This window comes from Paenibacillus sp. FSL W7-1332 (genome assembly GCF_037969785.1).
Taxonomy (GTDB): domain Bacteria; phylum Bacillota; class Bacilli; order Paenibacillales; family Paenibacillaceae; genus Paenibacillus_AQ.
This window is the reverse complement of record NZ_CP150209.1, coordinates 6,443,428-6,467,469: the sequence shown is the minus strand read 5'-3', so window position 1 is coordinate 6,467,469 and position 24,042 is coordinate 6,443,428. Positions and strand designations below refer to the sequence as shown.

The window sequence follows — 24,042 nt, the reverse complement described above, 5'->3', positions numbered from 1 at the left end:
TCAGAGCTCAACAACTCTGGCGGTTCTTGCTGTTTCATTCCGGCTGCTCTTTAGGTTGTCGTGATGGAATAGGTACTCCGATCCGTAGTGAGCACCACTTGATGGTCCTGGATGTCCGCAGCCGTTAACCCGTCCAGTCCAATGACGAAGGCATCACTTGGCAGGGGCGCTTCATGGCCGGCCGTGATGACAACGCCGGGGCCGTGCAGCAGGAGCGCATGGCGGTCTCCATAACCGTCGATGGACTGCTCTTGATGCTGCTGGTGTTCAAAACGCTCCAGCTGTATTTTAATCTGATCCTGATCCTTCTCTTCTTGCTTGGATATGTGCAGAGTGTGATTGCTTTTGGATTGAAGCCAATGGGTGACCTCTTCGATCGATGGATTCATCATGAACACCTTCCTTGATTTTAGGGTGGCTTCAACTAGTCTGTCCATGATGGCGTAACCTTATTTCAAATTCATGGGCTTTCTCCGCCAGAAGCATATGAAAATTAACGCTGATCAAACCCTCTTCATCTATTTACGTGTTAATATAGTTAAATAATATGGAACAATCGCATGATACATAAGGAGGGGCCATGAGCAAGAAATGGTATTATGTTCTCGCCATCCTGTTCGTAGCCTGCAGCTGGGTCGGGAATGTCTGGTATTATGAAGCCAACCAACTGGGAAGAACCGTATTCCTTGAGCATCATGTGGAGACGAGGGAAGGGGGAGGCAGCGTATTTGACTTGTATTATGTAGAGGACAAACGATCAGACAAGACGTTAAGCTCCATCCGGATCGAAGGTTATCCCGAACAGATCGTAACGCCATACCCCAAATATGCAGAGTATCAGAGGCAATACTTAGGCAAAATGATGGTGAACTTGAATAAACCCGCTCCTGAGGAAGAAGCCCCAGAAGAAGAGCAGCTTAAGGAACCGGTTCTCGTTCGAGAGATTACCGCCCTATATTCCGATGGAACCTCGGAACAAGTGGATATCGGGGAGATTTACATATGGCCTGGCGTATATGATCAGGAAGAACAACATCCGGTATCGTGGACGTCCGGCGGATCCTCTTCCGATAACTCGGGCTACGAATCTGCCGTCGTGAAGCGGAACCTTCAGTTAACGGCGTTCTCTTCTAAATTGCTGGATATCGCAGAAGAGGGGGATCTTCGAATCCATGCCGACATTTCCGGACTAATACCGGGTACTAGTTACCAGTCGCAGCCTTCGGAAGCGCACATCGAGTTAAGAGGTGAACCTATCGACGAGATTCAGCTTCCACTTAAGATTAATAAAGGGGATTCCATTAGAATCAGCCATCAATTTGATATGCCATCGCTTAAGAAGAGTATGCAGGTATATCAGTTGATATTGAGAAGCACCTTTATAGAGGAACGCGGGCGGAGATGTTATGAAGACACGCTGATTCCTTATCAACCAAGTCCGACGGAACAAGAAATGGCGAAATTTGTCCGGGAAAGCAGGAAGGGGTCATGAGGAGCACTTGTTATCGCATCGTGTGGGGGCTGCTCTTTGTACTGGTCGACCTTAAGATCGAATTTGTGGATGTATTGCCGGACATGCTGGGATACCTGCTGATGGCTTCGGGATTATGGCGGCTTCAGGCATTAAACGGATATTTTAGGGCAGGTCATCTGTCAGCCTGGCTGCTGCTGATCTGGTCGGTTCTTTCATTATTCTGGTTTCCTGAGGTGGGGACAGGGAGCGTGCCTATGCAATCGGTGAAGGGGCTGCTGATTCAACTGCCTGCCGTCTGCTTGCATATGGTATTGATTTTCGGAATCTGCCGAGGCATCCAAGCCAATTTCACAGACGCCGAATCCGGATTGGATCATAAGGCGCGCTTCCGTGGGCACTTGTTTATGGCAGCGCAGCTGCTTTGGCTTATCGCCTACCCGTTCATCTTAAATCTGGATTCAGGCGATATGATCCCTGTGATTTTTGTATGCTCGCTCGTTGTGATGATTGCCGAGATCGCGGTTCTGCTTCTCGTCAGGATGGCCGGACGGGAATGGGCAGAGGGAAAGGAATAAAGCGCAAAGACTTCTGCCCGTAATTGCTAATAAGAGTTTAAACCAAGTTTAACTGTTATCTTTGCTGGGATGATAGACAATCGTAACTCCCAGCTGATTATATATTTCTTCGGTGTAGTGGTGATCCGGGCAATGCTTGATCGTAGCCATGTCTTCCTGCCTGGAAATCAGCTTCTGCTCGCAGTCGGGGCAACGGTCCTGAAAAAGGAATTTCAGCTTATTCAACATGGTCACCATACACCTCCTTTATTTCCGATATAAATACTTGGGTTTATTATAAATCAACAACGGGGCACATTCAATAGCAATGTGCGCCGTCACGATATTAAATTGAATTGGAGATCGATCACCTTGATAGTGCAGCTTGTAGTCATGATCTTTATAGGTATCATCGGTTCTTTTTTCTCAGGACTGCTGGGAATTGGCGGAGCGATCATTAACTTTCCCTTGCTGCTTTACGTTCCTTCCTGGTTTGGACTGGAGGCCTTTACCTCCAAGGAAGTGGCGTCCATCAGCATGCTGCAGGTATTTTTCGCCTCATTGTCAGGCATGATCACCAACCGGATGAGTTCGCGCGGCGGTGAGTCGTACTTTCACAAGCCATTGGTCATTCAGATGGGGATCAGTACCTTGGTTGGCAGTCTGATCGGGAGTCTGTCCTCGATGCTGATGACCAGCGGTACGATTAACGTGATCTACGGTTTTCTGGCGGTTATCGCCGTGTTATTGATGATTGTGCCGACCCGGGCAACCATGGAAAACAGGTCGGTTAGCGAGGTGACTTATCACTCGGGGATTGCAATGGGAGCCGCCTTTATCGTTGGCGGTATTGCGGGGATTGTCGGCGCTGGAGGCGCCTTTATCCTGATCCCCATCATGCTGACGATCCTTAAGATACCGACGCGGATCACCATCGCATCATCACTCGCGATCGTCTTTCTGTCCGCGGTCGGGGGCGTTGTCGGCAAAATCGCCTCTGGCGACATTCCGATCTGGCCGTCCTTGTTCGCGGTTGCTGGAAGCTTGATGGGTGCCCCCTTCGGCGCCATCATCAGTCGCAAGATGAATGTCCGACTGCTGCGATACGCCTTGGCACTTCTCATTGCGGTTACGGCCGTGAAGATCTGGATCGATATTTTAGGGTAAGTAAAGAAGTAGAACCTTATTCATTATAGGGAAGAGGAGGGGATCAAGCATGAGAACCAATCAGCTGGGATCTTCGGAATTGTATGTAAGCGAAATCGGGCTGGGCTGTATGTCACTGGGTACGGATGAGGGACAAGCCGTGAAGCTTATCCATGAAGCGCTGGACCGGGGCGTGAATTTTCTGGACACAGCGGATCTGTACGACGAAGGCCGTAACGAGGAACTGGTAGGCCAAGCGGTTCAAGGCCGGCGCGAGGATGTGATCATCGCTACCAAAGTCGGCAACCGTCGTGTACCGGGACAGGAAGGCTGGGTATGGGATCCTTCCAAGGAATACATCAAATCCGCCGTTAAGGACAGCCTCCGCAGATTGGGTACGGATTATATCGATCTGTATCAGCTTCATGGGGGGACGTTAGATGATCCTATTGACGAGACGATTGAAGCTTTTGAAGAGCTGAAGCGGGAAGGGTGGATTCGATACTATGGCATTTCGTCCATCCGGCCGAACGTCATCCGCGAGTATGTTGCGAAATCCAATATCGTCAGCGTCATGAGCCAGTACAGCATTCTGGACCGGCGACCGGAGGAAGCGGTGCTCGACCTGCTTGCTGAGAACGGAATATCCGTCATTGCACGGGGACCCGTTGCCCGCGGCATCTTAACGGACCGTGGACAAGCCAAAGCCGAGAAGGGCTATCTGGATTACAGCAAAAATGAGCTGCTCGCTGTACTCAAGGAGCTTGAAGAGGTTGGCGGTGACACGGATCTTTCCCATCTGGCTATTCGTTATGCTTTGGCCCATGCCGCAGTTGCCTGCACCATCCCTGGTGCAAGCTCGCTTGAACAGCTGCGGCATAACTTGGCGGCGGGAAAAAGAGAAGAGTTATCGCCGCAGGACATCCAATCGATCCAGGCGATCAGTCGTGCCAACCAATATGAGGCTCATCGGTAATGATCGGTGAAATAAGCCTGTGAATGATCCATCCCGTTAATCTTTCGGGACATGAAATATTTACGGCCTGAAGGTTTACGGATGAACCCCATCTTTGCATGTTATAATAACTGAATAAGAGCCTGACGTTAGGTGAATATAGATCATGCCCGCAATCCGCTTTAAGGATCACGGGCTTTTTTGTACCTTATATATGAATTGGCGTCAAAAGATTGGAAATGCCAAACTTTTTGAGACGATGGTTCGTTCCAAGTAACGTAAACCGCGCGGCTTATGCCATAATCGTTAATGGTGAAAGGATTCTAGAATGATTACCATTGAGCATCTATCAAAAACCTATCGCAAGGGCGCTTGGGCGCTCTTGGATGTTTCTCTACAATTGGATAAAGGTATGACGGGTCTGCTAGGCCCCAACGGCGCCGGCAAAACCACGCTGATGCGCATTCTGGCAACCTTATTGACGCCGACTTCCGGGCAGGTAAGAGTGAACGGGATATCGATTGGACGGCCGGAGGAGATCCGGCAGATGATCGGGTATTTACCCCAGCATTTTCACATTTATCCGCAGCTGACCGGCCGAGATTATCTGGATTATGTGGCCGCTATGAAAGGGATCACGGAACGGAGTGCCAGGCAGAAGGAAATCTCCAGGCTGCTCGAGATGGTGAATCTCCAGGGAAAGGCTGATAAAAAAGTTCGCACTTATTCCGGGGGAATGAAGCAGCGGTTGGGTATTGCCCAAGCATTATTGGGATCGCCTGATATCTTGATCGTTGACGAACCGACATCCGGGCTGGATCCCCAGGAGCGTGTCAGGTTCCGGAATGTGTTAACCCGCTTTAGCATCGACCGGACAGTCCTGTTATCCACCCATATCGTCGCCGATATCGAGAGCAACTGTCGTCGTATCGCAGTCATGAACAAGGGGAGGTTGGCCATGAATGGCAGCCTGACTGAACTGCAGGCTTGCGGGAAGGGACAAGTATGGGAAGCGGTGATGAGTCCGGATGAATTTGCCTTGATTGATCCCATGTCCGTCGTGTCTACCCGAACCGTCCCGGAAGGCGTTCTCTGCCGGTTTATCGGCCAAGCGCCTCCGGTTGCAGGGGCGTTTCCCGCGGATCCGACTCTGGAGGATGGGTATCTGAGCCTGCTGCGGAGGGATCGCCATGCATAAATGGTGGAGGCACAGTCTTCTTGAGCTTCGGCTTTTGTTCGGCAATCCTTTGTTTGCCTCGCTTCCGATCATCTATGCGATTCTGTTCATCATTATGATGCTGCAGGCGGCGAGCGGCAACGGGCCGAACCATAATCTGTACACGGCGGCTTACTCCTTCCACATGCTGGGTCATACGATGACCCTGGGTCCGGCTATGTTAATTGGCATCTTGTCCATTCGCCGGGATGTCCGCCGTCGATCCTTTGAATGGAATCACAGCTTGCCTGTATCTTTCTTTACCTTGTTGTCGTCGAAATATGTGGTCAGTTTGTTGTACTTTTCCCTGTTCACATTGTCGACGTCGGTTATATTTTATATCCTGTCGGTTAGCCAAGGAATCGCCGGTCATATTGCGATGATGCATACCATGCAATTTGCTGTCCAGTATGAGGTTTCCTACATGGTGACACTCGCGCTCGCCATGCTTCTCGGGGCAAGCATTCCGAATCGGATCGTTTATTTGATTGGTTTCTGTGCATGGATGTTCGGAACGTTTTTCATGGAAATTTATATTATCAGCGAATTAAGATGGATGCCGGCCCAAGTGTTTCACCTCAATCAATTCTTCCTTCAATCCAATCGGTTTGAATATGAGAATTGGGGGTACGACCTGTTTGGCGAAGATTTAATGAGTTCCCGGTGGTTCGTGCTTGCCTTCACGTTCCTGCTGCTAACGGTGTGTTTGTTCTTGTTAAACCGCAAACGCCCTACGATGCTGCTGAAAGCGGGATGGCTCGCGGTGCTCGGGGCTGTCGTATTGACGGCAGCTGCAGCGGTACCTTACGGCACGCTATGGGCGGAACGATATGCCCAAATTGATGCGAAGCTTGAAGACCCTACGGTTTCTTATATCGATGATCCTGAAGCTGGATCCTTTTATCATGTTTCTTCTTATGATATCAAACTGAAGCGGCTGCCAAACGATGAACTTCGCGTGATGGCAAAGCTAACGATACCCGCCTCCGAATTATCGGGCATGAGGCAGCTTCCGTTAACCCTGAACCGGATGTTCAAGCTTGAGCGTGTCCAACTTCAAGGTATTGACGCTCCTTATCGCAGACAGGGAGATCGGCTATCGGTTAGGATGGTCGGCGATGCCAAGAGAGGCGACATTCAAGCCGAGCTGGAATATAGAGGCAAGGTCATGGATTTTATGTCCGGGTACTCCCGTGAGGAATTTTCGGTTTACAGTGTGGGTCCCGAAGTTAAACTGGATGGATTTATCGCGTGGTATCCGCTTCCGGGTCATCAGCATGTATATTTAAAGAGTGATAACGAAGACCGTCCTCCGAAATATGTTTATTTGGGCTGGGAATTTGGCCGGATGCGTTATTCTTTCGGTGAGATGAAGCTGGAGGTGGAAGGGTATCCGGTTCCCTTGTATACGGGGATGCAGGAGCTGGAACGGAGGCCCGGCTACCAGCGGTTTGAGGATAGGGGGATCGAGCAGAACATCTCCCTGTACGGAGGTCGGTTCTGGAAGGAAATCCGCCGGAATGATCTCCCGATTACCATCGTGACAACGCCATATTTGGAGAAGGCATCCGTGTTGATGCTTCGGGATATGCAAAAAAAATATGACTATTTCTCCAAGTGGGTACCCGCGTTCAACAGCAACGTCGACAAGATCTTATATTTAGGTCAAGGTTTTGATTATCCCCGGGTGGACCATCGTCTGATTCTGTCCTCGAACCAGTACACATATAACTACTCAAACTTGTCGGGCGAATGGATGAACTCGATTCTGTTTGGCAACCAGGATGGGCTTAATTATTATTTTGAACATCCGGAACGAGATGTGCGCGGAAAGATCAGCAGTCTTTTCTGGTATGTGTATTATGTGGAAGAGAAAGGGCTTAGCGATAAACAGCTGAGAGAGGATTATGGAAGCCTTAGATCGGTACAGCAGCTCCTTTACCGGAATGGGGACGGCGATGATCCTCAAAACAAAATAGGGATAAGTATGGCTCAGCAAGTCAGAAGGGCGTTGGAAGAAGGCAGAGGGGAGCGGGTCAAAGAGCTGCTGGTTCATTTTTACCAGCAAGGGCTGATGCTCCCGAGCACCGAACGGAATTCGTACTTAAATCCGGAGAGCCCGATTACGTACAAAGAGTGGCAGCAGAAATGGGATGCCATGTTGAATGTCAAATAATGACGACTATGCACATGCACACGGTCGGTTATAATTGAGAAATAGATATAATGGGAAGATTAGAATGCACATAGAAAGGGGGGGGGAAGGCATGATTTCCGATCAGCAACTGTCCGAACGCATGGCTGCCGGCGACCAGGAAGCTTTTGAAATGCTGGTGACGAGGTACCATGGTCCGCTGCTCAGTTATACGACCCAGAGGCTGGCCGACAGGCAAAAAGCCCAGGATATCGTTCAGGAAACGTTTATCCGGCTCATTCGGCATCTGAAGCAGCACGGCACGCTGGAACATGTTCGCTCCTGGCTTTATCGCGTGGCTCTGAATATGTGCAAGGATTATTGGAAAAGCGCATCCTACAGGTCGGAAGGTCTGGCGGGTGAGGAGATGCCGGATGCATACGACCCTGCACCCGGCGCGGAGGAACTCGTGGAAAGGCAGGAAACCTCGCTTGAGATTGCAGCATCTCTGGAGAGCCTGCCCGATATACAACAGGAAGTCATATCTCTTCGATTCTTTCATGATCTGAAGCTGCAGGAAATCGCCGACCTGGTCGACCTCCCCTTAAGCACGGTGAAAACGCATTTATATAACGGCTTGAGAAAGCTGAAGAAAACATTGTCCATGGAGCATTCCGATTTGGTACCCGTTCATTCGTCCCGAAGGACGCGGGAGAGGAGTCCCCAGGAACAGGTACGGAACCGCTCCAAGTCGGAAGAGCCGGATTCGCAGAGCAAAGTAAAAGAAAGTGAGGTGTATCTCCATGGATCATCCATTCGATAATGAATTGAGAAGACTCGAAGACGAGCTTCGCGGCCCGCTTAGACGCGCTGCTCTTCCATCGCCGTCACCGGATGAGACGGCGCAGCTCATTGCGTCTCTTCAGGGAGAGTTCAATCAGCTCAGGATTGAGCCCGAGTCCCCCAAGCTGGATTTTAATCCGCAGGTCGACCCGCCCTCATTAAAACAGATTCTCCGGAGCCAGATCCGATTGAATCAAAGATCCATTCTGCTCACAGCAGGCGCGGTATTCTGCATGTTGGTTCTGCTGATCGATCCGGAGTATCCATTGGATCAGTTTGCCGGATTGCCCGGCGGCATTTTTCCGTTGATTACCCCGCTGCTGCTGATTGTATCGATGCTGTTCAGCAGCCGAACCTGGGATAAAGGGATGCGGGCCGTGGAGACCTTGACCCCATACCCGCCGGCTCTTGTGTTGTATACCCGCCTGCTGCTAGTGACCGGTATCGTCATCGGAATGGCCTTGCTGAGTACCCTCGCGCTCGGGCTGCGATCCATCCAGGCGGAAACCTCCCGCTTTTTATTCGGACCCTTTATCCTGGAGTGGATGGGGATTCTGCTGGTGACGGGAGGAGCTGCGATGTATATGCTGTTTCGCAAAGGCATGGTCGTCTCACTGATCTCGGCCGTCCTGGTCTACGGCATGTGGATCGTGATTCAAGGACAAATCGTGGATCACGGCGTTTCGATGAGCGGTAAAATGATGACGGACATGGCATTGCTTGTTATCGGAGTGATTCTGCTCGTCTCTTCCTACGGACGCAGTTTGAAGCTGAACGGAGCCTGGAGAATGGCCAATGATTAGGCTGGAAGGACTGGAACGACAGGCGGGTACGTACCGGCTTGAAATCGACAAAGCGGAGATTCAATCCGGCCTGAACCTCATCGTCGGGGCGAACGGCGCCGGAAAAACCACCCTAATCGAGCTGCTGACCACGCTGCAGGCGCCCGATGCAGGCGAGATCTTGTACAGCGGGCGCAGGGCAGGGGATCATTTGCCGCTAATCCGCAGCCAAATCGGTTATGTCCCGGCGGATATCGAGCTGTATGGAGATATGAAGGTCGGCAAGCTGCTGACCTATATGGCGGAATTAAAGGGCGTCTATAACCCGGAGGCCATTGACAGGCTGATGGCGGACTTTCGGCTGGAGCCTTTTCGCAAGAGCAAGGTCAAGAATTTGTCGCAAGGGGTGCAGCGGCGCATTGCCGTCGTACAGGCGCTGCTGGCTTCTCCTTCTTTTCTATTCCTCGATGAGCCGTTAAACGGTATGGACGCCGAGGAACGCAAATTCCTTATCACGTACCTGACCAAGTACGCCAGAGGCAGAATGGTGATCGTGGCCGCCCACGAGCTGAACGAATGGGAAGAGGCGGCGGATACCGTGATATGGATACACCGCGGTCGCATCCGGTATATCGGTTCACCGACCCAGTGGAAGCTGAATGTGGCCTCCAGCGTCTGGGAAGGCGAGATCGATCTGGAAGCCTTCGAGCGGATACCGCAGGAGCTGCTGATTCATTTTCAAATGACGGAACATCACATGAGAGTAAGGCTGATGGGGAAAAAGCAGCCGGGTCCCGAATTTGTGGAGAAGGCGCCTACGCTGGAGGATACCTTTTTCCTACATATGAACGCCTTAGCCAGACGCGGCTGAGTATAGCTTGGATCATGAAAAATCATCGCCTTCATTCGGGCGATGATTTTTGCGTTTTCATCCGTTTAAAGCCGCTTACTTGGTCATTTTTCCGCTCTTATGCCTCCAATTATATATCCACGAAGCAACCATGGTGGAAGGTAAAAACAAGACCTGCGTATTGTAGTGGAGCTGTTCTTCTTGAAACGACATCTTATTGTAATACGTTTCCTGATCGACACCTTGCCTTCGGGGATCTTCCTTTAACGCTGCAATATACCGGTACTGTACGGGAATCATGATCAGGAATGCGGCGACCAGAACGCTCGCAATAATCCACATCTCAGAACTCATTCGTACACGCTCCTTTGGTTTATCGTATATGGAAAGCCATATTAATATACACTACGTATTAAAGCTCGGCATGGATTCAAATATTTACAATATGAACGCGTCATGCCGACTTTATCTATCGAAAGCCAATCATCCGTTTCAGAACAGGGTAAGGAAGGGTAGGCACGGTGCGCGTATTCGCTGAACAGCGGCGTAATCGTGGCATGCATGAATGATGGAGAAGGGAGCGAGTTGAATGGGAACCGTAAGTAATCAAGGAATGGAGAAGGTGGCTCTGGTAACGGGTGCAGGCGCCGGTATCGGACGAGGGATTGCCAAGGTTCTGGCTGAAAAAGGATATCGGCTGGCGATGACCTACAATTCGAGTAAAGATGGAATATTGGACATGGCAGAGGATATTTGCCATATCTATGGCAAGACGCCTCTTATTATCCAAAGCGATCTGACCGTTCGCAGTGAAGCGGAGAATACGATACGAAAGACGATAGAGGAGTTTGGCCGGATCGATCTGTTGGTGAACAATGCGGGGATCGGCCTATATGACGAGCTCACGGAGATTGAAGAGGACGCGCTGGACATGACGGTTCATCTCGATTTTCGAGCGCCGATGCTGCTTAGCAAATATGCTGTTCGGGAGATGATCGCCCAGGGAATTCCGGGCAATATCATCTTCATCACGTCTTCACGGGGAGAGAGAGCCTATCCCAAGGACAGCATTTACGGCGGCATGAAGGCAGCGCTTATACGTGCCGCACAATCCCTGGCGCTTGAGTGGGCTCCACATGGCATCCGCGTAAACTGCGTGGCACCGGGGGCAACCGTTCACAAGCCGGACCAATCGGCAGAGGACGAGCCGCTTGGCAGAAAGATTCCGCTGGGAAGGCTCGGCACGCCGTCGGACATCGGGGAAGCGATTGCCTGGCTCTGCTCGGATGCAGCATCCTACATTACCGGCATCAACCTCCGTATAGACGGCGGTTTAATCTTGCCGGGCATGCCGGAGGATACGTCCCCGGAAGCCGGATATGGATGGGGTAGAGTGTATAAGGAGGACAAGGAGTAAGGGGACTTACGGGTGCATGCAGAAGAATGTATAATAAATATTCCGATAAATTTAGTGGGTTATCTCTCTTTTCAAACGAGAGAAAGTATGAGAGAATGGGAGAAATTATGAAATCATCATACTTTCCATATGAAGAAAAGGGAGGAAACACCCATGTCAGAAGAACGCCAATTTTCCATTGAAACCTTAGCGGTTCATGCCGGTCAGGAGCTTGATCCGACCACATTATCCCGCGCTGTCCCTCTGTATCAGACGACTTCCTACGGGTTCAAAGACAGCGAACATGCGGCGAATCTGTTTGCGCTTAAAGAATTCGGCAACATCTACACGCGTATTATGAACCCGACCACGGATGTGTTTGAGAAGCGGATTGCAGCGCTCGAGGGCGGTGCCGGCGCACTGGCGACATCTTCCGGGCAGGCAGCCATCACCTTCTCCATTCTGAACATTGCAGGCGCAGGTGATGAAATTGTTTCTTCCTCGAGTTTGTATGGCGGTACTTATAATTTATTTTCCAATACGCTCGCGAAGCTGGGGATCAAGGTGCATTTCGTGGATTCCACGGATCCTGAGAATTTCCGTAAAGCGATCAATGACAAAACGAAGGCCGTGTTTGCCGAAACGATCGGCAATCCGCAGGGGAATGTGCTGGATGTGGAAGCCGTTGCGGCCATCGCGCACGAGAGCGGTATTCCGCTTATCGTCGACAATACGTTCCCTAGCCCGTATCTGCTGCGCCCGATTGAATATGGAGCGGATATCGTCGTTCATTCCGCGACCAAATTCATCGGCGGCCACGGTACCTCCATCGGCGGGGTCATTGTCGATAGCGGTAAATTCGACTGGACGGCTAATGACAAGTTCCCAGGATTGACGCAGCCGGATCCAAGCTATCATGGCGTTGTATATACAGAGGCAGTAGGCCCGATCGCTTATATCATCAAAGCGCGCGTGCAGCTGCTGCGGGATATCGGCGCATCGCTGTCCCCGTTCAATTCCTGGCTGCTGCTGCAGGGACTGGAAACGCTGCATCTCCGGGTGGAGCGCCATAGCGAGAATGCGCTGAAGGTTGCCCAGTACTTGGAGAGTCATGAGGCGGTGGAATGGGTGAGCTATGCAGGGCTGCCGAGTCACCCTTCGTATGAGTTGGCGAAGAAGTACCTGCCGAAAGGACAAGGCGCTATCCTGACCTTCGGCATCAAAGGCGGGGCAGCGGCAGGTCAGAAGGTGATCGAGAATGTGAAGCTGTTCTCCCACTTGGCCAACGTCGGGGATTCCAAGTCGCTTATCATTCATCCGGCGAGCACGACGCATCAGCAGCTGACGGAAGACGAACAGCTTACAGCGGGCGTAAATCCGGAATTGCTGCGTCTGTCGATCGGGACCGAGTCTATCGATGATATCCTGTATGATCTGGGTCAAGCTATCGCGGCAAGTCAGGAGTAAAGGCTGACTGATGGATTTCAAATAAATCTCAGAGCACTTTCCTGTATATGGAGGAAGGTGCTCTTTTTTGTTGTCGCAAGGCCGCTACGGGGTTGTATCCATGCTGTCGAGCCATGGATGACCCGATGGAAACTGCGTCCGCAGCGCTTGGGCAAGCCACCCTGCAGCCTGTCGATCGAGGAAAGGCAGGACCTTCCTGAAATCCCGTTCGTCTTTTTCACGGATGTTCTTGCTTCCTCCTTTATACAGGAGCTGTATCTCTGGTTTTAGATAAGGAATTCCTTGGTCTGTTATTAAGGATATATCTTGGAGCGGTCTTCGAACGGATGGTTCTCTGCGATAAACCCAGCTGTCCAGTTCGACCTCCACCAGCATGATCTGGAATGAGAAGGGGGCTTCCTCATTCCGGCTTACCCATACATCGCCAACCGAGTGCAAATATTCGCCTTCCTCCCAGAGGGATAAGGTTCCTTGATCCGCTTTGTACAGCGTCCATTCTTTGGCTAATGCCGCGTAAATGGCGGCCTGCTCTTCGCGCAGGATCAGGATATCGATATCGCCGTGTTCCCTGGTCTGCTCCCCCAAATATAAATCCAAAGCCCAACCTCCGGCGATATACCAACGAGCAGGGATTTCAGCAAAAATTCCAGCGGCATCCGATACGCTGATTGGTTCCCAATGGTCATAATCGGTTCTCATGTGCTACTCTCCTTTTTCCGGGATGGATTCATTCCTCCATTGTATAGGTTTTATCCAGTCCTTGAAATGAGGATAAACAGATAGAGTCAGGCATCCGCACCCTTGCGCAGTTATCCGGTATAAGGAGAGCAGGGTGCTTGGTTTGTTCCGTCTTGTTATTTTTCAGCCGGTGTTTATTCCGTGGGCTGTATATTTCCAAATGTTTCATAATAATCTGTAAGGAGGCGTTTATCCAATTCAAGGTGAAAGGGAGTAGAAGGATAACCATGACGGAAAGGCAATGGGGAGCACGCAGTGAATTGGGAGAGCGTCGATTTGAAGATCAAGAGTTCATCGGAGTTGAAGAGATTGGGGCAAACGAGATTTCTCCCGAGACGGATCTGCTGAAGCATTTTGCAATGGCAGGAGGAGTCACCCATGAGGAGGTATTGCTGTTATTGGCATCGCCTGACGATATTGAAGAAGCCCTCAGGGTTTCCGGGATTCGGCATAACGGCACGGACAGACCTTCCTTGACCCGACTGCTGGGGTGGAGTGACAGGAACCGAAGACTGAAAGTCATGAGCCGATCCGCAGACCCTGAATCCATTGCACGAGATATCAGTCAAGGTGCTCAGGGAATCGGGCTGATACGCGGGGAGGATGCTGTGCAGCATGGCCTGCTGCAGGAGGTTTACACGGCGTGGTTGAATTCGCGGAGCGCAGAGAAGAGCGTCCTGTTGAGGCGGAGACTTATCATGCTGTGGATGACCTATTGGGTATCGGTGTTTCAGGCGGCGGCTGGAGCTAGGTGTGCGGTCAGCTTGCTGCACGATGCCCGGCTTTCCAACACGATGGAGTTGCGTGAAGCGCAGGATGCTCAGCTGGAGTCCTTGTTCCGGGCTATGGAGCAGTGCAGCGAGGAAGGCGTGGATTGCCAATTAGAGCTCCTGGCTGTACGTCCGGCACACGCGGATGACTTTATATCGATTCATAATTTTATCGAAGAAGTGGCAGAGCAGACCCTTATGGATCAAAGACGTTTTGTGCGTATTCGTTATGGGGCGCTTCTCAGAGAAGGGATGAATCCAGCGACGGCAGCGGAAATTGCCCGTTTGGCCGATGTGATTGTATTCGACTCGGAGGGGACGGAGAATTCCGGATCGTCGGATGAGGCAGGGCACAGGGTCACGGCTTTCTCCGAGATGATCCATCGAATTAAGCGAACGAAGCCGCAATTAACGCTCCGGATCAATGGGGTGGCTACCACGGATTTGCGGATGGTTTACCGACAGGGCATACACGAGGTGTGCTGTCAGTCCTCAGAGATTGCAGCCATTCGAATAACCGGTGCGAGGCTGGAGATGCGCCGCAGATGTTCGACGATTGTCGAGTGATGGAATGTGAGCGCTTAACAAACTAGGTGAAGGATTAAAGAGAAGTCCTTGCGGAGAGAACGCAAGGGCTTTTTTTACGTATAGAGGTTCATCTTCAATAACAGGGGACGCCAATAGGTACTCTTCAGTATTTAAAAAATGTGAAAAATATGGTTTACAAATGAGGATGAAGTGAGTATGATACTTATAAAGTTGTACGAAGGAAAATAAATTGTATAAGTTCAAAAATGATTCTCATTCTCATTTAGCATGCTGCTCCGGCGAAGCCGGGGCAGCATGTGTCATTTTAAGGGTAGTAATAATGGATCTCATTCTCAACTAGGAAGGTGATTGGTTATGCAATGGATACAAAGTCAAACGACGACTGGACGCATATCGACAATAGAAAATGGAGCTGATCCTCGTGAGCCGCGGCAGCCTGGGAAGTGGGATATACGCAGTCTGCTGAGCAACGCGGAGGTCGTGGCTGCGCTGGGCAGCGGCCTGTTGATGCTGATCGCTTGGCTGACCAGCCAATGGTCTGAGCCGCTCTCCGTTGTGTTGTATGTGATATCCTATGCCGTCGGCGGATGGGTGAAAGCGAAAGAAGGTGTGGAGACCCTTCTGAAGGAGCGCGATCTGGATGTGAATCTGCTGATGATTGCTGCTGCTATGGGAGCTGCAGCGATCGGGTACTGGAATGAAGGCGCGATGCTGATCTTCATCTTTGCCCTCAGCGGCGCGCTTGAGAGTTATACCATGGAGAGAAGCCGCAAGGATATCTCGTCCTTGATGGAGCTGCAGCCGGAAACGGCCCTTCGCATTGAGAAGGGAGAGATGGTATCGGTATCCATCAACAAGCTGGAGATCGGCGATCTGATTCTGGTAAAGCCGGGCGAGCTTATTCCGGCAGACGGCAAAATTTATCGCGGCAGCTCCTCCGTCAACCAGGCTTCGATTACCGGGGAATCCGTACCGGTCGATAAGTCCGTAGGCGATGAAGTGTTCACAGGCACCTTAAACGGGGAAGGCGTATTGTACATTGAGGTTACCCAGTCGGCGGAATCCACGTTGTTTGCCAAGATTATCAAGCTGGTGGAAGAAGCGGAGAACGAAGTACCGGAATCGCAGCGGTTCATCAAGCGGTTCGAATCGATTTATGCCCGTGTCGTTGTCATTGCGACCGTGGCGCTGATTGTTCTGGCTACTCCCGTTCTGGGATGGGATTGGGATACGACCTTCTATAAAGCGATGGTGTTTCTCGTAGTTGCCTCCCCTTGTGCGCTGGTATCCTCCATCATGCCTGCGATGCTGTCGGCGATTTCCAATCGCGCCAGAAAAGGCGTATTGTTCAAGGGCGGCGCCCATATCGAGAATATGGCACGCACGGCGGTTGTTGCTTTTGATAAGACAGGTACCTTGACGCTCGGTACGCCGGTAGTTACGGATTTTATCGCTGGCGAAGGGTGGGATCGGCATGAACTGCTTGGCATCAGTGCTTCTATCGAAAGAATGTCGAAGCATCCTCTGGCCTTGGCGATTGTCCAATCGGCTGAGAAAGAGGGGGCCGCGCTGCAGCAGGTAGAGAACGGACAGTCCATAACTGGATGGGGTATGCAGGCGGAAGTGGAAGGAATCACTTGGAAAATAGGGAAAAGCGATATTTTGGATCATCCGACTATTGATCAGCATTCCGGTGCAGCTTCCGCGCAAAAGGAGTTGAGCGCGCTTGAAGAGAATCGCCAGCACTGGCTGTCCATCCGGAACATGCTGGAATCCGAAGGCAAGACGGTTTCCGTTATTCTGAAGGGAGACCGTATCGCGGGCATGATCGCTCTGCAGGATGCGGTCCGGCCTCAAGCGGCAATGGCCGTTAAACGGCTGCAGCAACTGGGCATCAAGGTAGCAATGCTGACGGGGGACCGCAAGGCGACGGCCGACGTGATTGCGAAGCAGAGCGGCGTAGACATGGTGTTCTCCGATTTGCTGCCGGAAGATAAAGTTACACATATTAAGGAGCTTCGGGCCCGTTACGGCCATGTGGTCATGGTTGGGGACGGAGTGAACGATGCACCGGCACTGGCTACTGCGACCGTCGGCATCGGCATGGGCGTTTCGGGAAGCGGAACGGCGCTGGAGGTAGCGGATGCGGTGCTTATGAATGACAATATCGATGAAATTGCCGGCACCGTCAAGGTTGCACGCCGGGTACAGCGTATCGTGAAGCAAAATATGATCTTTGCCATCACCGTGATTTTGACGCTGATTGCAGCCAATTTCATTCAAGGCGTGGCGCTGCCGCTGGGCGTCATCGGTCACGAAGGAAGCACCATTCTGGTTATACTGAACGGGCTTCGTCTGCTGCGCACTAACCGTTAATCGAATCTGTATCTTGTGTTAAAAGTCCCCTTCTTTTCGTTCGTGAGAAGAAGGGGATTCTTGTTTGTTGGCTCTCAATGGCCGTGGACGATCTCGATTTCTCCCTACGCTGCTAGGTTCGACATGCAAGGACTCGCTGCCAAGGGTTGTCCTTTTTTTCATCAAACATTCATCTTCCTTTCGTTAAATGAGCGGGGGAGTCTTGTGGTGCCCTTAAATTCATATAACCCTCTCTCCGCGTACGATTGTTTGCGAAGTAAACGCTTCCGGGCCCAAAAGATCGCCGCCTTCTTGGGAGAAAGAAGTTCATTTCCCCAAAATATTGGATTACATTTCGAATTATGAAGAATGGATTAACAATATTTTCGGAGGGGGTGTGATGTGACATATTGACAGACGGCTCCGATATAACCATAATTAATATTAATTTATAATGATTATAATTAAGCGTTCCATATATAGGAGGGAAACGATATGTACAAATCCGTTATTATAGGCACAGGCCCTGCCGGCCTTACGGCTGCAATCTATCTGGCTCGCGCAAACCTGAGCCCGCTCGTCATTGAAGGTCCGCAACCTGGCGGACAGCTGACCACCACAACCGAAGTTGAGAATTTTCCGGGCTTTCCCGAAGGCATCATGGGTCCTGAGCTGATGGACAATATGCGTCAGCAGGCTGAACGTTTTGGCGCAGAATTTCGTACAGGCTGGGTGAACAGCGTGGAATTCGGAGAGCGTCCGTTCAAGCTGGACGTAGACGGTATGGGTGAGGTAGTTGCCGAAACGTTGATTATCTCTACGGGCGCAACGGCCAAATATCTCGGCATTCCTGGAGAACAGGATAATGTAGGACGCGGTGTAAGTACCTGCGCAACATGCGACGGATTCTTCTTCCGCGGAAAAGAGATCGTTGTTGTCGGCGGCGGCGATTCCGCGCTGGAGGAAGCGAACTTCCTGACCCGCTTTGCATCCAAAGTAACACTGGTACACCGTCGGGAGGAGCTTCGTGCATCGAAAATCATGCAGGACCGCGCCCGCGCTAACGAGAAAATCGAATGGGCCCTGAACCGCACGCCGCAGGAAGTCATCGCGGACGAGACAGGCGTCAAAGGGATCAAAGTACTCAATAATGAAACTGGCGAAGAGGAGACGATTACAGTCAGCGGCGTATTCGTGGCGATCGGTCATCATCCGAACACTGGTTTCCTCGGCGGAAACATTACAACGGATCCGAACGGTTATATCGTAACGACCCCGGGAACATCCGAGACGAATATCCAAGGGGTATTTGCTTGCGGCGACGTGCAGGATACCCGTTACAGACAAGCGATCACCGCGGCAGGAAGCGGCTGTATGGCAGCTATGGATGCGGAGAAATATATCGAGAGCTTGGAACACAACGCTGTTGTGTTGTAAACTGATAGATAGAGATCGAACGGGCTTTAATCAGAGCCTAATCATGAGTAGAGGAGACTGATCAACCATGGAAAATGTGATTGTATATACTTCGAACAACTGCCCGCACTGCAAACAAGTAAAAGGCTTCTTGTCCGATCAAGGCATCGAATTTGAAGAGCGCAACATCGAGCAAAACGACGAATTCGCGCAGCAAGTATGGGATATGGGCGTTCGCGCAGTACCGCTCACGATCATCGGCGAGCACCGCATTCTTGGCATGAATAAGCTCCAGTTCAACAAAGCGTTGAACCCCGAAGCGTAATCTAATCAGCATTCTGGCAAGCCTATTGCTTGCTTATGATAAAAAGCTCCTTTCCCGATTTCCGGGAAGGAGCTTTTTTTTGTTGCCGAGATATGCTGCCGACGTCCGCTCAGATCGTGTTCACTTGCCAAAAAACAGAGTCATGATGATCTGGAATACGACGTAAGATGCCACGCCGGAGCCGAGGAGAATGAAGCCGGCTTTTTTCTTGCCTTGAAAAAAACGCATGATGGCGAGACTGAACAAAGGTGCGATAACTAGGAGACACAGCAATACGGTCACAAACATTTCCGCCGATATTTCCGCAGTGCTTACATAGGTCATTTGAGCGTTTCCTCTCCCTTTAGTATAACGATCACACGGTATCTCCACGAGGAGAAGCGTGATTTAAATTGCAGGACGAGATTAATTATAGCGGAAAATCGCGGGATTTTCCTTAATATGCAGGGTGTTAATTACGACAAAATATCGTCAATTTTAATGAATCGGCATGGAGACTCGCACTGGCCCCAGAAACTGCGAGATGGCGGAGTAAGCCGCGCCGATCAGGGTGGAGCGGCTGCCCAGCTCGGCAAACCGAATCTCCATCAGCTCACGGTGGTAAGGAAGCGTGCGCTGGGCAACGACCTGTCGCAGCGTATCCTCAATCCAAGCCCGTGCGTCGGACAGCGGACCGCCGATAATGACCGATTGCGGATTGAATCCGTTGACAAGATTGGTAACGCCGATACCGAGATAACGTCCAAGCTCTTCAAAATGCCGGATAGTCTCCTCATGGCCTCGCTCTGCGTGGTGAATCAGCTCGGATGTCCGCCTGGACGGGAGAGCGGCGCCTTTGCTGTCGTAGGATTTCTCCGAGGCATACAGCTCCCAGCAGCCGCGGTTGCCGCAGGTGCATTCCAGTCCATCGGCATCGATGGACATATGGCCGCTCTCGCCGGCGTATCCGCGGGCCCCCTTATAGAGCTCGCCATTGATGATGATGCCGGAGCCGATACCGCTGCCGGCACTGATATAGAGGAGATGGCGGGCGTCCCGGCCAGCTCCGAAGCGCAGCTCGCCCTGGGCACCCGCGTTTGCTTCATTGTCGATGGTTACGGGAAGTCCGAGCTCGTCCTCTAGCTGCTTCTGCAGCGGCACCATGTCCCATCCCAGGTTGGGAGCGAAGAGGACGGTGCCGTCACCGTCCACCATTCCAGGGACGCCTACGCCGATCCCGATGATCCCGTACGGGGAGGGAGGGGTCTGCCGCATCAGGCCATGAATCAGACCAACCATCAGCCGCGTCACCGATTCCACGTCATGCCCTACAAGGGCGGTATCTTCTTCGGCAAGGATCTTGCCTTCCAGATCTGTAAGCACGGCGGTCATTTGCTTGACGCGCAGCTCAACGCCGACGGCATAACCGGCTTGTCCGTTAAACAGCAGCAGCTGCGGCTTCCTGCCGCCGCTGGATTCGCCGGGTCCGATCTCCTGGACCAGGTGGTTGCTGCACAACTCCTGTACGAGATTGGAGACGGTAGCCTTGTTCAGTCCGGTTAGCTTGGAGACTTTCGCTCGGGAGACAGGGGCGTGCTGACGTATCGTATCGAGGATAATCGAAGTATTTATTTTTTTGACCAGAGCCTGGTCACCGGTAATATTCGCCATGTGTATTCATCCTTTTAGTCTTGCTTCCTGATCATGATAAGTTTTGGAGACTTGATATGCTCATAGTCTAGGGGCAAAGTCCGGAAATTGCAACAGCCCGTAACGCTGCCCGGGTGCGCGTTAATCTTTTGTTCGGTGGTTTCCATCGTCATAACATTTAAATATGAAATTGCAGGAATTCTAGGCAGTGAGCTAAACAGAGATGTGTTGATCTTTTGTAGAAATAGTCCTAAAAGCAGGTGTCACCGGATTTGAAAAAGTTGTAAAGCAATAACTTTGTTTAACCAATAGACAAAGTAGAAATCCTGTGTTAGGATAACCTTGTAAGCGTTAACCACACCTTAACAAGGTATAGGAGGATTTATTCATGGCCTATTTTAACAACATTAGCAAAGTCGAGTACGAAGGCAGCCAATCAACCAACCCTTATGCTTTTAAATTTTATAATCCGACAGAAGTAGTAGCCGGCAAAACGATGGAAGAGCATCTCCGTTTCGCCATGGCTTACTGGCATACATTGACTGCAGGCGGTTCGGATCCGTTCGGCGCTGACACTGCGGTTCGCCCTTGGGGCAACTACTCCGGCATGGACCTCGCCAAAGCACGCGTTGAGGCAGGCTTTGAGTTCATGGAGAAAATGAATCTTCCGTATTTCTGCTTCCACGATGTGGACATTGCGCCTGAGGGCAGCAGCCTGCGCGAGTTCTACAGCAACATCGATACGATCGTGGATTCGATTGAAGACCACATGAAATCCACTGGCAAGAAATTGCTCTGGAACACGGCGAACATGTTCACGAACCCACGCTTCATGCATGGTGCGGGCACTACATGCAACGCGGACGTATACGCTCATGCGGCAGCCCAAGTGAAGAAAGGCCTTGAAGTCGGCAAACGCCTCGGCGCAGAGAACTACGTGTTCTGGGGAGGCCGCGAAGGTTATGAGACCCTGCTCAACACGGATATGGGCCTTGAACTGGATAACCTGGCACGCCTGTTCCATATGGCGGTTGATTATGCGAAGGAAATCGGCTTTGACGCCCAATTCCTGATCGAGCCTAAACCGAAGGAGCCAACCAAGCACCAATATGACTTTGATGCGGCTACAACAATTGCATTCCTGCAGAAGTACGGCCTCGACAAGCACTTTAAACTGAACCTCGAAGCCAACCATGCCACGCTCGCCGGTCATACCTTTGAACACGAGCTTCGCGTAGCACGCATCAACGGCATGCTCGGTTCCCTCGATGCGAACCAAGGCGATATGCTCATCGGATGGGATACGGACGAATTCCCGGTTAACATCTACGATGCGACATTGACGCTGTACGAAGTGCTGATGAACGGCGGTCTCGGCCGCGGCGGCGTGAACTTCGATGCGAAGGTTCGCCGCCCGTCCTTCGAGCCGGAAGATTTGTTCCATGCGCACATTGCGGGTATGGACACTTACGCAAAAGGCTTGAAAGTGGCAGCGAAGCTGATCGAAGACCGCGTATTCGAGGACTTCATCGCGAAGCGCTACAGCAGCTTTAACGAAGGCATCGGCGCAGACGTCGTATCCGGCAAGGCTACACTGGCTTCCCTTGCAGAGTACGCCCTGAACAACGAGTCCCCGCGCAAGAACGAATCCGGACGTCAAGAAATGCTGAAAGCGATTCTGAATCAGTACATTCTTGCAAATTAATCGATACTCTCTTTAGCGCTTGTACCATGAAATCCAAACCTTCACCGGCTCCCTCCAGGGAAGCCGGTGTACTTATTTCAATCAGGAAACTATAGCGAGCTATGGTCGACAGCCATCCAAGCATACCTCGGATCACGCATCGTGCGCCGGGGGAAGTGCCAACGATGTTTTCATGTTCGGTTCATGAGGAGACGAAGGAGGATATAGATGAGTTACGTTATCGGAGTTGATTTGGGGACCAGTGCTGTGAAGACCGTGCTGGTGGACCCAAGCGGCAAGGTTGTCGCCGAGCATTCGGAGTCGTATCCGCTGAGCCAGCCGAAGCCGGGTTACAGCGAGCAGCGACCGGAGGATTGGGTCGACAAAACGGTATTGTCGTTACGGGAATTAATGAGCAGAAACAACATTGACCCATCCGAGGTTGAGGGGTTAAGTTTCTCCGGCCAGATGCATGGTCTTGTCTTGGTAGACGGTGAGGGTGCAGTGCTGCGGCCGGCCATCCTATGGAATGACACGCGCACAACGGTGCAATGCCGTCGAATCAAGGAGACTCTGCAGGAGAAGCTGCTAGGGATTGCACGCAATCGCGCGCTGGAAGGGTTCACTCTACCCAAGATTCTATGGGTGCAGGAGTTTGAACCGGAGCTGCTCGAACAGGCTGCCTTGTTCCTGCTGCCTAAGGATTATGTGCGTTTCCGCCTGACCGGGCAATACGCAATGGACTATTCCGATGCAGCCGGAACGCTGCTGCTGGATGTGGCGGGCAAGTCTTGGAGCATCGACATTTTGGATGCCTTCCAGCTGCCGCACACCCTATGCCCGCCGCTGGTCGAATCCTTCGATCAGTGCGGCACCTTGCTCCCTGAGATCGCCGAGCAAGCCGCTCTGCTGCCAAATACGAAGGTATTTGCTGGCGGTGCGGACAACGCCTGCGGCGCCATCGGCGCAGGTATTCTCGAAGAAGGGCAGACGATGTGCAGCATTGGTACATCGGGCGTGGTACTCTCCTATGAGGAGCGTCGCGAGGTGGATTTTGAAGGCAAGGTCCATTTCTTTAATCATGGCGAGAAAGATGCTTACTATATCATGGGCGTGACCCTGGCTGCGGGATACAGCCTGACCTGGTTCAAGGATACCTTTGCGCCGGATGTCTCCTTTGACGCGCTGTTAAGCGATATCGGAAGCATCCCGGTTGGCAGCGGAGGTCTGCTGTTCACGCCGTATATCGTTGGTGAACGCACGCCGCATCCGGATGCTACCATTCGCGGCAGTTTTATCGGAATGGACGCGGGACATAAGCTGCCTCACTTTGCACGTTCGGTACTCGAGGGAATCACGTTCTCTCTCCGTGAATCCATCGATATCCTTCGCTCATCCGGCAAGCGGATCGACCGCGTCATTTCCATCGGGGGCGGCGCCAAGAACGAAACGTGGCTGCAAATGCAGGCGGACGTGTTCAACGCTGAAATCGTGAAGCTGGAAAGTGAACAGGGCCCGGCTATGGGCGCGGCGATGCTCGCAGCCTACGGCTGCGGCTGGTTCCCAAGCCTTCAGGACTGCGCCAAGGCGTTTTTGCGGCCGGCACGCTCGTATTCTCCCAATCCGCAGGCAGTTCAAGCTTATGACCAATTGTTTGGACTCTATCAAAGCGTATATGGAGCAACGCGTGAACTAGGCGCTGAGCTGTCCGAATTCCGGGGGATAACCCTATAGAAGAGCAGGTCGGGAATACAGGTTT

At 51.7% G+C, this 24,042-nt stretch carries 23 protein-coding genes; 17 read left to right on the top strand and 6 right to left on the bottom strand.

Going from position 1 to position 24,042, the window contains the following annotated elements; all coding sequences use genetic code 11:
* Window positions 1–50 precede the first annotated feature (50 nt).
* Complete coding sequence (locus tag MKX98_RS29505) at window positions 51–437, bottom strand: hypothetical protein (RefSeq protein ID WP_233355087.1); 387 nt, start codon at window positions 435–437, stop codon at window positions 51–53.
* A gap of 143 nt (window positions 438–580) precedes the next feature.
* Between MKX98_RS29505 and MKX98_RS29500 the strand changes: the two genes are divergently transcribed.
* A complete protein-coding gene (locus MKX98_RS29500) occupies window positions 581–1,492 on the top strand; it encodes a hypothetical protein (protein ID WP_339219926.1) in 912 nt (303 codons plus the stop codon).
* A 20-nt stretch (window positions 1,493–1,512) separates the two neighbouring features.
* Entirely contained in the window at window positions 1,513–2,049 is a 537-nt protein-coding gene (locus MKX98_RS29495; RefSeq protein WP_339219923.1) for a hypothetical protein, read from the top strand.
* 48 nt (window positions 2,050–2,097) lie between these two features.
* Here the strand turns inward: MKX98_RS29495 and MKX98_RS29490 are convergent, their stop codons facing one another.
* On the bottom strand, window positions 2,098–2,277 hold the full coding sequence (locus MKX98_RS29490; protein ID WP_071219655.1) for a hypothetical protein: 180 nt from the start codon (window positions 2,275–2,277) through the stop codon (window positions 2,098–2,100).
* Window positions 2,278–2,400: 123 nt separating this feature from the next.
* On the opposite strand from MKX98_RS29490, the gene MKX98_RS29485 reads away from it, so the two are divergent.
* The 7 genes from MKX98_RS29485 to MKX98_RS29455 all read left to right on the top strand — a co-directional run bounded on the left by MKX98_RS29485 (window position 2,401) and on the right by MKX98_RS29455 (window position 9,975).
* Window positions 2,401–3,195 (top strand): sulfite exporter TauE/SafE family protein, encoded by a 795-nt coding sequence (locus MKX98_RS29485; RefSeq protein WP_194544620.1) that lies wholly within the window; start codon window positions 2,401–2,403, stop codon window positions 3,193–3,195.
* A gap of 49 nt (window positions 3,196–3,244) precedes the next feature.
* Window positions 3,245–4,150, top strand: a complete 906-nt coding sequence (locus MKX98_RS29480; RefSeq protein WP_194544619.1) for an aldo/keto reductase — start codon at window positions 3,245–3,247, stop codon at window positions 4,148–4,150.
* Between the two features lie 307 nt (window positions 4,151–4,457).
* Window positions 4,458–5,327 (top strand): ABC transporter ATP-binding protein, encoded by an 870-nt coding sequence (locus MKX98_RS29475; protein WP_194544618.1) that lies wholly within the window; start codon window positions 4,458–4,460, stop codon window positions 5,325–5,327.
* Entirely contained in the window at window positions 5,320–7,521 is a 2,202-nt protein-coding gene (locus tag MKX98_RS29470; RefSeq protein ID WP_339219916.1) for an ABC transporter permease, read from the top strand. Before MKX98_RS29475 ends, MKX98_RS29470 begins: the two co-directional genes overlap by 8 nt.
* Before the next feature lie 91 nt (window positions 7,522–7,612).
* Entirely contained in the window at window positions 7,613–8,302 is a 690-nt protein-coding gene (locus tag MKX98_RS29465; protein WP_071219648.1) for an RNA polymerase sigma factor, read from the top strand.
* Window positions 8,283–9,125: a hypothetical protein gene (locus tag MKX98_RS29460; RefSeq protein WP_071219647.1), complete on the top strand. Its 843-nt coding sequence runs from the start codon at window positions 8,283–8,285 to the stop codon at window positions 9,123–9,125. The genes MKX98_RS29465 and MKX98_RS29460 overlap by 20 nt, the downstream gene beginning before the upstream one ends.
* Window positions 9,118–9,975: an ABC transporter ATP-binding protein gene (locus tag MKX98_RS29455; protein WP_071219646.1), complete on the top strand. Its 858-nt coding sequence runs from the start codon at window positions 9,118–9,120 to the stop codon at window positions 9,973–9,975. The genes MKX98_RS29460 and MKX98_RS29455 overlap by 8 nt, the downstream gene beginning before the upstream one ends.
* Before the next feature lie 75 nt (window positions 9,976–10,050).
* Here MKX98_RS29455 and MKX98_RS29450 read toward each other — a convergent pair whose 3' ends face one another.
* A complete protein-coding gene (locus MKX98_RS29450; protein WP_071219645.1) occupies window positions 10,051–10,308 on the bottom strand; it encodes a DUF3949 domain-containing protein in 258 nt (85 codons plus the stop codon).
* Between the two features lie 235 nt (window positions 10,309–10,543).
* Here MKX98_RS29450 and MKX98_RS29445 point away from each other — a divergent pair, with 235 nt between their 5' ends.
* Together MKX98_RS29445 and MKX98_RS29440 are read left to right on the top strand one after the other, a co-directional pair.
* Window positions 10,544–11,371 (top strand): SDR family oxidoreductase, encoded by an 828-nt coding sequence (locus MKX98_RS29445; RefSeq protein WP_339219908.1) that lies wholly within the window; start codon window positions 10,544–10,546, stop codon window positions 11,369–11,371.
* A 153-nt stretch (window positions 11,372–11,524) separates the two neighbouring features.
* Window positions 11,525–12,817 (top strand): homocysteine synthase, encoded by a 1,293-nt coding sequence (locus MKX98_RS29440; protein WP_220683868.1) that lies wholly within the window; start codon window positions 11,525–11,527, stop codon window positions 12,815–12,817.
* Window positions 12,818–12,901: 84 nt separating this feature from the next.
* On the opposite strand, the gene MKX98_RS29435 is transcribed toward MKX98_RS29440, so the two are convergent.
* The gene (locus tag MKX98_RS29435; protein ID WP_194544613.1) at window positions 12,902–13,516 is read right to left on the bottom strand and encodes a hypothetical protein; all 615 of its coding nucleotides are present in this window, start codon (window positions 13,514–13,516) and stop codon (window positions 12,902–12,904) included.
* A gap of 266 nt (window positions 13,517–13,782) precedes the next feature.
* Here MKX98_RS29435 and MKX98_RS29430 point away from each other — a divergent pair, with 266 nt between their 5' ends.
* From MKX98_RS29430 to MKX98_RS29415, 4 genes are all read left to right on the top strand, one after another.
* Complete coding sequence (locus MKX98_RS29430; protein ID WP_194544612.1) at window positions 13,783–14,892, top strand: PEP-utilizing enzyme, TIM barrel domain protein; 1,110 nt, start codon at window positions 13,783–13,785, stop codon at window positions 14,890–14,892.
* Window positions 14,893–15,228: 336 nt separating this feature from the next.
* Window positions 15,229–17,250, top strand: coding sequence for a heavy metal translocating P-type ATPase (locus MKX98_RS29425; protein WP_339219902.1), 2,022 nt, complete (start codon window positions 15,229–15,231; stop codon window positions 17,248–17,250).
* A gap of 474 nt (window positions 17,251–17,724) precedes the next feature.
* Complete coding sequence (gene trxB, locus MKX98_RS29420; protein WP_071219637.1) at window positions 17,725–18,666, top strand: thioredoxin-disulfide reductase; 942 nt, start codon at window positions 17,725–17,727, stop codon at window positions 18,664–18,666.
* A 67-nt stretch (window positions 18,667–18,733) separates the two neighbouring features.
* Window positions 18,734–18,970 (top strand): glutaredoxin family protein, encoded by a 237-nt coding sequence (locus MKX98_RS29415; RefSeq protein ID WP_006212730.1) that lies wholly within the window; start codon window positions 18,734–18,736, stop codon window positions 18,968–18,970.
* Between the two features lie 120 nt (window positions 18,971–19,090).
* Here the strand turns inward: MKX98_RS29415 and MKX98_RS29410 are convergent, their stop codons facing one another.
* Both MKX98_RS29410 and MKX98_RS29405 read right to left on the bottom strand, forming a co-directional pair.
* Window positions 19,091–19,294, bottom strand: coding sequence for a hypothetical protein (locus tag MKX98_RS29410; protein WP_339219898.1), 204 nt, complete (start codon window positions 19,292–19,294; stop codon window positions 19,091–19,093).
* Window positions 19,295–19,447: 153 nt separating this feature from the next.
* Entirely contained in the window at window positions 19,448–20,620 is a 1,173-nt protein-coding gene (locus MKX98_RS29405; protein ID WP_339219896.1) for an ROK family protein, read from the bottom strand.
* Between the two features lie 367 nt (window positions 20,621–20,987).
* Here MKX98_RS29405 and xylA point away from each other — a divergent pair, with 367 nt between their 5' ends.
* The gene (gene xylA / locus MKX98_RS29400; protein WP_071219634.1) at window positions 20,988–22,304 is read left to right on the top strand and encodes a xylose isomerase; all 1,317 of its coding nucleotides are present in this window, start codon (window positions 20,988–20,990) and stop codon (window positions 22,302–22,304) included.
* Between the two features lie 207 nt (window positions 22,305–22,511).
* Complete coding sequence (xylB, locus tag MKX98_RS29395) at window positions 22,512–24,017, top strand: xylulokinase (protein WP_339219893.1); 1,506 nt, start codon at window positions 22,512–22,514, stop codon at window positions 24,015–24,017.
* The last annotated feature ends 25 nt before the right edge of the window (window positions 24,018–24,042 follow it).